This is a genomic window from Deltaproteobacteria bacterium, from assembly GCA_030654105.1.
In the GTDB taxonomy this organism is placed as follows: Bacteria; Desulfobacterota; SM23-61; order SM23-61; family SM23-61; genus JAHJQK01.
In genome coordinates, this window is record JAURYC010000224.1 from 1 (window position 1) to 10,387 (window position 10,387).

Sequence of the window (10,387 nt, forward strand, 5' to 3'; positions counted from 1 at the left end):
ATCGGTATCGTCGCTTTCTGGATAACCTTGTCAAGAGGGCATGAGAGCATCTCTACGGGAGGGAGGAATATAATTACGATCCCTGCACGCGAAAACTATTGAAAATCCAGCCGCAATTTGTTAAAACTCGGAGGCGCCAAGCTAAAATTGAGTTTTGCAGTCAAGTTTGTTAATATAATAAGGAGTAGGAACCTGCCAGATTCACGGGAGAGAGCGATTGCGCCTGAATGTCCAGAAAGAACTGGCCAAACTTAAGAAGGAAAACGAGGTTTTGCAGAACCTGTTGGCCCAGGTGGAGGGAGAAAAGACCGCTCTCTATGAACAAGTCCTGCAAACCCGGGCCGAATGGGAAGCCGCCTTCAATGCCATCACCGATCGAGTCTTCGTTGAAGATGCGAATTATTCCGTGCTGAGAGCCAATACGGCCGTTTTACGGGATTACGGGCTCACCCCGGGGGAACTTTTCGGAAATAAATGCCATCAAGTTTTTCGCGGACAGGGGGATCCTTGCCCCGGTTGTCCGGTTACCCAAACCCTGGAGACGGGCAAGCCGGCCTTCGGGGAAATGGAGAATCCCCGTCTCAAGGGAAGTTATCATGTGCGCACCTACCCGATCTTCGACCGCCAAGGGCGGATCTTAGAAGTGGTGGTGGAAGACGTTACGGAAACGAAAAAATTAGAGGAGGAACTGCGAAAATCCGAAGGCCGTTTCCGGCGTATCGTGGAACAGGCCAACGATGGCATTTTGGCCATCGGAGAAGATGACCATATTGAACTGGCCAACAAAAGCGCCGTGGAGATAACGGGCTACCCCATAGAGCTTTTAATGGGGCTAAATTTTAACGCCCTGTTTGATGAAAAAAATCGAGCGTATATTAAGGCGCTTTTTGAACGCCGCGACCCCAACGTGGATCTGCGGGTGTGCTCCGAGCTGGAGATTCTCAATGCCGCGGGAGAACCTAAGGAAACCGAAATCTGCATTACCACGGTCAAAGATCGCCAGGGGGCGATGAAAACCTACGCCTACCTGCGGGATGTTTCCGTAACCAAGCGCATCGAGAACGAACTGCGCAAAGCCAACGACTTTTTACGCAACCTGATCGAAAATTCTGTTGATGGGATCATCGCGGCGGACATGAAGGGGAAGATCATCATCTTCAACAAAAGCGCGGAAAGACTTTTAGATTACCGCTCTGAAGAAGCCATCGCCAGTGTGCATATCACCCAGCTCTACCCCTCCGGTGTGGCCAAAGAAATCATGCGCCGGTTACGTTCCCCGGAATATGGTGGGGTGGGCAGGTTGGAACCATCCCAGTTCACCTCATTGAATAAAACCGCAGAAGAGATTCCCATTAACATCTCCGCGGCCATCATCTCCGAAGGTGGAAAAGAGATTGCCAGCTTCGGAATCTTCACCGACCTGCGGGAAAAGATTAAAATGGAGCGGGAGCTTCAGGAAACCCAGCTCCAGCTGTTACAATCGGAGAAGATGGCCTCCCTGGGAAAACTGGCGGCAGGTGTGGCCCACGAGATCAATAATCCTTTGGGGGGAATATTGATCTTCTCCAAGATGCTTCTGGAAGACCTATCCTCCCATGATCCACGGGTGGAAGACTTGGAGCGCATTTGTGAGGAAGCCACCCGCTGCAAAGAGATCGTGAAAGGCCTTTTGGAGTTTGCCCGCCAAACGTCTTATAAGATGGAACCCACGGACCTCAACCGGGCCCTGGTTCAAGGGATTTCCCTTTTAGAGAACCAGGCCCTCTTCCATAATATCCGCATCGTCAAGGACCTGGACCCGAATCTTCCCCCGATCCTGGCCAACACCGGCCAGTTAAACCAGGTATTCATGAACATCATCCTGAATGCCGCCGAGGCCATGGAAAGCCAGGGGACACTCACCGTTCGTACGCAACTGGGACCGGAGCAAAATACCGTGATCGTCGAATTTATCGACACCGGCTGCGGCATCAAAGAAGAACATCTAACCCGCATCTTTGACCCCTTTTTCACCACCAAAGAAGTTGGCAAAGGTACGGGCTTGGGCTTGTCCATGTCTTATGGCATCGTAGAGAAACACCGTGGCCGAATCTGGGTCAAGAGCAGAGAAGGGGCAGGGGCCACGTTTACCATCGAGCTTCCGGTGCGGGCAGAAACTGAAGATATTCCGGCTTAAAGCCAAAAAATTAAGCGTATTTATTGCCATCGCCGGCTCACCGGGTGGAAAGCGAAAGGGAGAGACAAGAAAGAACCTTAACCATGAGCGAGGAGCGCAGACCTGCGAAAATATTGATCGTGGACGACGAGAAGGTTATCCGGGACAGCTTCCGCCGCGTTCTTCTCAAAGACGGGTACGCCGTAGAGGCAGTAGAGAGCGGGCGGCTGGCCTTGGAAAGGGTAGCCGAAGAATCTTTTGACCTCGCGCTGATCGATTTAAAAATGCCGGGATTGGATGGCATGGAGACGCTGAGGGAGTTAAAGGAACAAGACCCGGATGTGATCGGGGTCATGATTACCGGTTATCCTACCATTGAGAGTGCGGTAAAGGCGGTGAAGCTCGGAGCTTACGATTACCTCACCAAACCCTGCAGCCCGGAGGAGCTCCGTATCGTGGTGGCCCGTGCGGCTGAGCGCCGGAAACTTTATTTCGAGAAGGAACAGCTGCGGCGGCGACTGGATGCCCGAGAGTTATTCGAACCCATTATTGGAGAGAGCAAGGCGATGCGGCGCGTTATGGAAATCATCCGCAAAGTCGCCCCAGTGGAAAGCACGGTGTTGCTCACCGGGGAGAGCGGCACCGGCAAGGAACTGGCGGCGCAGGCCATTCACCAGCTCAGTCCGCGGAAAGAAAAAGAGTTCGTGGCCGTAGACTGCAACACCCTGGTGGAGACTCTTCTGGAGAGCGAGCTCTTCGGACACGTGAAAGGGTCCTTTACCAGCGCGGTTAACACCAAGCATGGATTACTGGAATTGGCCAACGGAGGGACGTTCTTTCTTGACGAGGTGGGCAACCTGACTTTAAACACGCAATCCAAGCTTTTGCGGGCCATCCAGGAGCGAGAGTTTAAACCTGTCGGTGGAATCCAGCGGATCCGGGTGGATGTGCGCATCATCGCCGCCACCAACCAGAACTTAAGGGAAGCCATAGCCCGGAAGACCTTTCGGGAGGATCTTTTCTATCGGCTGAGCGTTGTGCCGATCCACCTGCCGCCTTTGAGGGAGAAGAAGGAAGACATTCCTCCTTTGATTCAATACTTCATCCAGCGGTATAACCGGAAGCGGAAAAAACCAATCACAGGGATTACCCCCGCCGCTATGGAAATGCTCGTGAAGCACAACTGGCCAGGAAACGTGAGGGAACTGGAGAACTCCATAGAGCGCGCCATGATCCTGGAAGAAGGAGAAATGATCACGCCCAGGAGTCTCCCACGGTTTTCATTGGCCGAGACTCTGGAAAAATCTACGACTCATTCCCCTCAATTAGTCAGTCTGGAGGAGTTGGAAAAGGAGCATATCGCCTTTGTCCTCAAACAAACGAATGGCCATAAATCCCGCGCGGCGAAAATTCTGGGCATCGACCGCAAAACCCTCTATCAAAAAGTGCAGAAATACCACCTCTCCTGAAACCCCGTAAAAAATATCCGGCCGCGAATTAACTTTGAAAGTCAAGATTGACCCTGCAGGTAGTTTCAAGTTTGGTGTGGATTTCTTCCTAAAAGAAGTGATTGACAGATTCGGTTAAAAGGGGAAAGGGTATTTCTGCCCGATTTTGCCCCCTTCGGCAGCGCCAAACCCCGCCTTTGAAGGCGGCGTAAAGAAGCGCCGCTCATGGTCAACCCTAAACCCCTCGGCCTGAACTCGGGTCGAAGGTAAACCTCGACCTTCAGGTCGGGGAGTCGAAGGTTTGGCTTCGCCCATCTGCCTGCCACATGCCCCCTACCGAAAAGTCCCAAAATATCATCTCTAATCCCTGCCTGCCGAGAAATCTCCAAATTTTTTGGGGATAAAATTCCCTTTTAGTCCAATAACTCCTCGTATCAACAACATTTAAAAATTCAAATAGTTACTTAAATTAAGCAACTATTTTGTTGAAAAACACCCCAATTCATAGATTCATTTATATTTGAATTTCTTAAAAAAATGCTCTTGAAATGATTAGAACTCTTTATTTCTATTGTCTTTTTTAAAGCGAAGGGAGTTCTTTTGGAATGCTGGCGCAGAGTTTGCGTAAGGGGAATTATAGTACCTTCCTCTCACAGATACATAAAAAAATTCCCCTCTGGATCCAACTATCTAAAACGTATCTGAAATAGAAAGTGGGATCTGAAAAAAATTGGCCATGGGAAATGGACACGGCACAATCCCTCAGATTTTAATGGATGACGCCAAAAAGTATGGCAAAGGCAAGATTGCCATTCGGGAAAAAGACCTGGGCATATGGCAATCCTACTCTTGGGCGGATTATTATGAAAACACCAAGAAATTTGCCCTGGGGCTGGCTTCTTTGGGTTTCCAAAGGGGGGATAGGTTGAGCGTGATCGGAGACAATCGACCCCAGCTCTACTGGGCCCAGATGGCCGCATTATGCCTCGGGGGCATCCCGGTTCCACTTTATCAGGACGCCATCGAAAAAGAACTAGAATATATCATCGAACACTCTGAAGCTAAGTTCGTCGTCGCCGAGGATCAGGAACAGGTGGACAAAATGCTGGCCCTCAAGGCGAAGGTTTCCAGAATGGAAATGATCATTTATGATGACCCCAGAGGAATGCGCCACTACAACCAACCCTTCATAAAAAGTTTTACGGAAGTTCAGGCCTTGGGCCTGAACTTCGAGAAGGACCGTCCTGACTTTTTCGAGCAAGAGGTGCAGAAAGGAAAGGGAGAAGATACCGCGCTCATCGCCTATACCTCGGGCACCACGGGGAATCCCAAGGGAGTGGTCCTGACCCACTCCAATCTCCTCACCAATGTCCGGCTCATTTCTAAGGCCGAGGAGTATCGGGATTCGGATCAGGTCATGGCCTACCTGCCCATGGCCTGGATCGGGGATTCCATCTATTCTTTAGCCATGCTTTTAGATATCGGGTTTACCATCAACTGTCCGGAGGCGGCAACAACGGTCATGCGTGATATGCGCGAGGTAGGCCCTACCGTCATCTTCTGCCCACCTCGGATCTGGGAGAACATTCTGACTACCGTTCGGGTCAAGATGGAAGATGCCGCCTGGATTAAACAGAAGATGTTCAACTTTTTTATTAATAATGTGGCCCAGCGGGTGTCCACCCATCAATTAAAACAGCAGGCCATCCCCTTTAGCCTTCGCCTTCTTTATGCCCTCGGAGAGTTCTTCGTTTATGGCCCTCTCAGGGACAATCTGGGGATGAGAAAGATACGCTATGCCTATACGGCGGGGGCTGCCCTCGGCCCGGAAGTGTTCCAGTTTTACAGATCCATCGGGGTGAATTTAAAGCAAGTCTACGGTCTAACCGAGACCAGCGCGATGTGCACGTACCAGCCCGACGATGAGGTCAAATTGGAGACTGTGGGGATACCTTGCCCTGGGACCGAAATCAAGATCAGCGAGGGGGGAGAAGTCCTCATCAAGGGCCCGGGGGTTTTTCAGGGTTATTATAAAAACCCAGAGGCGTCTTCCGAAGCCTTGAAGGATGGGTGGTTACACACTGGAGATGCCGGAATCATCGATAAAGACAACCACCTGATCATCATCGACCGGGCCAAGGACGTGAGCACCCTGGCCAATGGCACCATCTTCGCCCCGCAGTTCATAGAGAACAAGCTAAAGTTCAGCCCCTACATCAGGGAAGTTGTAACGTTGGGGCAAGGCCAGGAATATGTGACGGCCATGATCAATATCGATATGGAGAGCGTTGGCAACTGGTCGGAAAAAAGAAATATTGGATATACATCCTATGCCGACCTCTCCCAAAAGCCGGAAGTCTATGAGCTGATCTCTCAGGAAGTAAAAAAAGTCAATGCCAGCTTGAACAGGGAGGAACAGCTCCGGGGTGCCCAGATTAAGCGCTTCTTGATCCTGCACAAGGAATTGGACCCTGACGACGCCGAAATCACCCGGACCCGCAAGATTCGCCGAAGTTTCATTGCCCAGAAATACGCGGATATCATCGATGCCCTTTATTCCGGCAAAGAAGGGTTGGATGTAGAGACTAAGATCACCTATGAAGATGGGCGAACGGCAAGCATCCGCGCTTTTTTAAAGATCCGCGATGTGGAAATCTTTGAGGAAAAAGTCATATCATTCTAAGCATTCAGGAGACATGAGTGATGAATGAAAACACCCGTCATCCCATGCTCTGCGTTGAAGATGTCCACATTAGCTTTGGCGTTTTGAAGGCGTTGAACGGAGTGAGCCTGGAGATTCATAAGGGGGAGATCCTGGCCATTATCGGGCCCAATGGGGCAGGAAAAACTTCCTTGGTTAACGTTATTAATGGAGTATATCATCCATCGCGGGGCCATATTTTTTTTGAGGACAAGGACCTAACCACTCTGTCTCACCACCACATTGCCTCCTTGGGGATTGCCCGGACCTTTCAAAACGTGGCTCTCTTCAAAGGGATGACAGTTCTGGATAACATCATGGTAGGCAGAAACCTGAAAATGGGCTCCAATTTCTTTTCCCAGGGAATTTACTGGGGTTTTGCTCAAAAAGAAGAAATTCGGCACCGGCAAGTAGTGGAACGGGTCATTGATTGGCTGGAGATCGAACACATTCGCAAAACGCCCGCAGGCATGCTTCCTTATGGACTCCAGAAGAGGGTCGAGCTGGGCCGGGCTTTAGCTGCCGAGCCCAAGCTTCTTCTCTTAGATGAACCCATGGCCGGGATGAACCTGGAGGAAAAGGAAGATATTGCCCGCTTCATTCTGGATGCCAACGAAGAGTTGGAGACCACAATTGCCCTGATAGAGCACGATATGGGGGTGGTAATGGACATCTCCGATCGGGTGGTGGTTCTTGATTACGGGGACAAAATTGGGGAAGGCACACCGGAGGAGATTCGAAATAATGAAAAGGTCATCAAAGCCTATCTCGGAACCTCGGCGTAAAAGTGAAGAGTAAGGAAGCGTAAGAAGGAGGGTACGTTGTGATATTCGCAATAGAGGTGGCCATTGGTGGACTTCTCGTCGGAGTGATGTATTCTTTAGTGGCCCTGGGGTTTGTCCTGATCTACAAGTCTTCTGGCGTCTTCAACTTCGCCCAGGGAGATATGACCCTCCTTGCCGCCTTGGCCTTGGTGGGTTTCCTCACTATCTTTCCTTTATGGCTTGCCATTCTTGCCGTCCTGGTCCTAATGATTGCGCTGGCCATCGCCATTGAGGCAATTGTGCTTCGTCCTCTGGTAGCCCGCCCCCCCCTTGCTCTCTTTATGGCCACGATAGGACTGGGATTCCTTCTGCAAGGGATAGGCCAGGGGATTTGGGGTACAGACCCGAAGGGGCTTAATATTGGAATTTCTGACATCCCTTTTGAGGTCAAGGGATTGATGATCAGTCAATTTGATCTGGTGGGGGCGGCTCTATCTGGTGCATTGGTTTTCGGTTTGGTTTGGTTTTTTCAAAAGTCCAGGACGGGCCGCGCGCTGAGGGCTGTTTCTGATGACCATGAAGCAGCACTCTCCGTGGGCATTCCTCTTAATAAAGCCTGGGCCATTACCTGGGCCATCTCCGGAGTGGTTGCCTTGGTTGCAGGCATCATGTGGGGCAGCCGCCTCGGAGTGCAGTTCAGCCTCTCGCTGATTGCCCTGAAAGCCCTGCCAGTTCTGATCCTGGGCGGTATTGACAGCATTCCGGGAGCGATCATCGCCGGCCTCGTCGTAGGAGCCTCTGAGAACCTGGCCGAAGTATTCCTTGGTCCCTATGTGGGGGGAGGAATCCAGACCTTCTTTCCGTATCTTTTGGCCCTGCTGGTTCTTTGGTTCAAGCCTTATGGAATGTTTGGCCGAGAGATCATTGAGAGGGTATGAGAGGGCATCGCCAATGCCTGATTATTCATCTGCTAGTCCGAATAGTTTTTGAGACTAAGTAATTAACCGAAGAATGTAATGATGGGTTAATTCTATGATTTACCGAGAGTGCGGCGTGTTCAAGGCCACTTACGGGGCAGACATGGCCATTTTCCCCATTCCCTTGGACCGATGGGGCATGATCCTCATTCTAATTGTGGGCTTTATAGGAATGCCATTCTTGGCCAGCGAGTACTGGCTCAGCAGCATATTGATTCCCTTCTTAGTCTTTTCGCTGGCCGCCTTAGGCCTGAATTTTCTGACCGGCTACGCCGGGCAGCTCTCTTTAGGACATGCCGCCTTTATGGCCGTGGGAGCCTATGCATCGTTGATCTTGTATGGGCGTTACGAAGTTCCGCTCCTCCTAAGCCTCTTGGGCGGTGGGCTGGTTGCGGCTGCGGTTGGCACTGTTTTCGGCATCCCTTCCTTACGAATCAAAGGATTTTATTTAGCGGTTTCCACCCTGGCAGCTCAGTTTATTATCGAGTGGGGGTTGACCCATTGGAAATGGATCAGCGGCGGTGTTTTCGGAACTGTGGATACCCCTCCCATGCAGGTCTTCGCTTGGCCGATCGACACGCCGTTAAAAAAGTATTACCTGGTCCTCTGCTTTGTGGTTTTGCTGACCACCTTCGGTAAGAATTTGGTACGGAGCCAGGTTGGCCGGGCCTGGATGGCCATCAGGGACATGGACGTGGCCGCGGAGATTATCGGCATTTCGCTGTTCCGGCACAAGCTTTTAGCTTTTGCCGTGAGCTCCTTTTATGCCGGGGTGGCTGGAGGCTTGATCACCTTCACCTATTATGGAGCAGCCAATATCGAGGCCTTTAACCTTATGGTCTCCTTCCATCTTTTAGGAATGATCATTATCGGGGGCATGGGGAGTGTCCTCGGCTCCTTCTTCGGGGGAGGGTTCATCACCCTGCTGCCCATTTTTATCAACCAGTATTCCAGATCTTTTGGGACTGTGCTCAGATCTGACCTTCTGGCCTGCATCGAGTTGATTATTTTCGGAGGACTGATCATCTTTTTCCTTATCGTTGAGCCTTATGGTCTGGCTCGGTTATGGCAAACATTGAAAGAGAAACTCCGGTTATGGCCTTTCCCTTATTAAAAAAGGCAATGCATGGCTGATGATAGAAAAATAATGATGACGCGCCTGGAAGGGGGTGAGTATTTTATGCGCGTGGTTGATCGATCAGAAGTTAATTTAAAAGAAGGGCCAAGATCAAGAAAGGAGGGATTTACCATGAGACGTTTTTGGAATAATTTGTTATCACTTTTGTTATTCGTTTTGGTATTCGGCCTTATGTCCCCGCCAAACCTGGTGCAAGCCCAGCAGAAGGAAGCTCCGACGCAATATGTCCCCTGCCTGATCTATCGAACCGGCCCATTTGCCCCAGGCGGCAGCGGGACTGGGAGTGGATGGGAAGACTTGATGGAACTCAGAAACATGCAGGGGGGGGTCAACGGGATCAAATATAAATATGAAGAGTGCGAGACTGCCTATGACACTGCCAGGGGGGTGGAGTGTTATGAACGGGTTAAATCCAAGAACCCTGCCTATATGCACCCTTTTGCCACAGGGATCTCTTATGCCCTGCTTGACCGCACCGCCCGGGATAAGATACCTCTAATTTTTATGGGTTATGGCCGCGCCGATGCCTCAGACGGCCGGGTTTTTCCCTGGGCCTTTACCTTTCCTACCAACTACTGGTCTCAAAACACAGCTAAAATAAAGTTCATCGGACAGCAAATGGGAGGAATGGACAAGCTCAAAGGATTAAAAATCGCCAACCTCCATATCGATATCCCTTACGGGCAGGAAACCAAACCCCTCTTAGATGAAATGGCCAAGATGTACAGCTTCGAGGTGCAGCACTTCCCCGTGCCTTGGCCCGGGATAGATCAAAAAGCCCAGTGGATGGATATTGTCCGGCGTTATAAAGCTGACTGGGTCATCAATCGTAACTGGGGCGTCTCCTGCACCGTCCCCCTCAAAGAGGCGGCCAGGCTCGGGTTTCCCAGAAACCGAATCCTCGGGGTCTGGTGGTGCGGGTCTGAAGAGGACGTCATGCCTGCGGGTCCGGGCGCCGCGGGTTATTACTCAACCAACTTCAACGGCGTGGGGCGGGATTTCCCCATCATCCAGGAGATCATTGACAAGGTCTATGGCGCCATGAAGGGCAACATCTCATTTACCCGTGTTGGTACCGTCTTCTATAATAGGGGAGTCGTTACCGGAATCGCCATGGATGAAGCCATTCGCACGGCCCACAAAAAATTTGGGGTACATCCGGTGACCGGGGAAGAAATGCAGTGGGCCCTGGAGAATCTTAACA

The 10,387-nt window shown here is 51.0% G+C and carries 8 protein-coding genes; 7 read left to right on the top strand and 1 reads right to left on the bottom strand.

What is annotated here, in order from left to right:
- Window positions 1-217: 217 nt before the first annotated feature.
- A complete protein-coding gene (locus Q7V48_09270) occupies window positions 218-2,176 on the top strand; it encodes a PAS domain S-box protein (GenBank protein ID MDO9210922.1) in 1,959 nt (652 codons plus the stop codon).
- An 83-nt stretch (window positions 2,177-2,259) separates the two neighbouring features.
- The gene (locus tag Q7V48_09275) at window positions 2,260-3,624 is read left to right on the top strand and encodes a sigma-54 dependent transcriptional regulator (GenBank protein MDO9210923.1); all 1,365 of its coding nucleotides are present in this window, start codon (window positions 2,260-2,262) and stop codon (window positions 3,622-3,624) included.
- A gap of 114 nt (window positions 3,625-3,738) precedes the next feature.
- On the opposite strand, the gene Q7V48_09280 is transcribed toward Q7V48_09275, so the two are convergent.
- The gene (locus tag Q7V48_09280) at window positions 3,739-3,918 is read right to left on the bottom strand and encodes a hypothetical protein (protein MDO9210924.1); all 180 of its coding nucleotides are present in this window, start codon (window positions 3,916-3,918) and stop codon (window positions 3,739-3,741) included.
- 421 nt (window positions 3,919-4,339) lie between these two features.
- On the opposite strand from Q7V48_09280, the gene Q7V48_09285 reads away from it, so the two are divergent.
- The 5 genes from Q7V48_09285 to Q7V48_09305 form a co-directional block, all read left to right on the top strand.
- Entirely contained in the window at window positions 4,340-6,286 is a 1,947-nt protein-coding gene (locus tag Q7V48_09285; protein MDO9210925.1) for an AMP-binding protein, read from the top strand.
- A 20-nt stretch (window positions 6,287-6,306) separates the two neighbouring features.
- Entirely contained in the window at window positions 6,307-7,089 is a 783-nt protein-coding gene (locus tag Q7V48_09290; GenBank protein MDO9210926.1) for an ABC transporter ATP-binding protein, read from the top strand.
- 38 nt (window positions 7,090-7,127) lie between these two features.
- A complete protein-coding gene (locus Q7V48_09295) occupies window positions 7,128-8,006 on the top strand; it encodes a branched-chain amino acid ABC transporter permease (protein MDO9210927.1) in 879 nt (292 codons plus the stop codon).
- Window positions 8,007-8,100: 94 nt separating this feature from the next.
- Window positions 8,101-9,159, top strand: a complete 1,059-nt coding sequence (locus Q7V48_09300) for a branched-chain amino acid ABC transporter permease (protein ID MDO9210928.1) — start codon at window positions 8,101-8,103, stop codon at window positions 9,157-9,159.
- 135 nt (window positions 9,160-9,294) lie between these two features.
- The coding region (locus tag Q7V48_09305) for an ABC transporter substrate-binding protein (protein ID MDO9210929.1) at window positions 9,295-10,387 on the top strand (1,093 nt) is incomplete at its 3' end.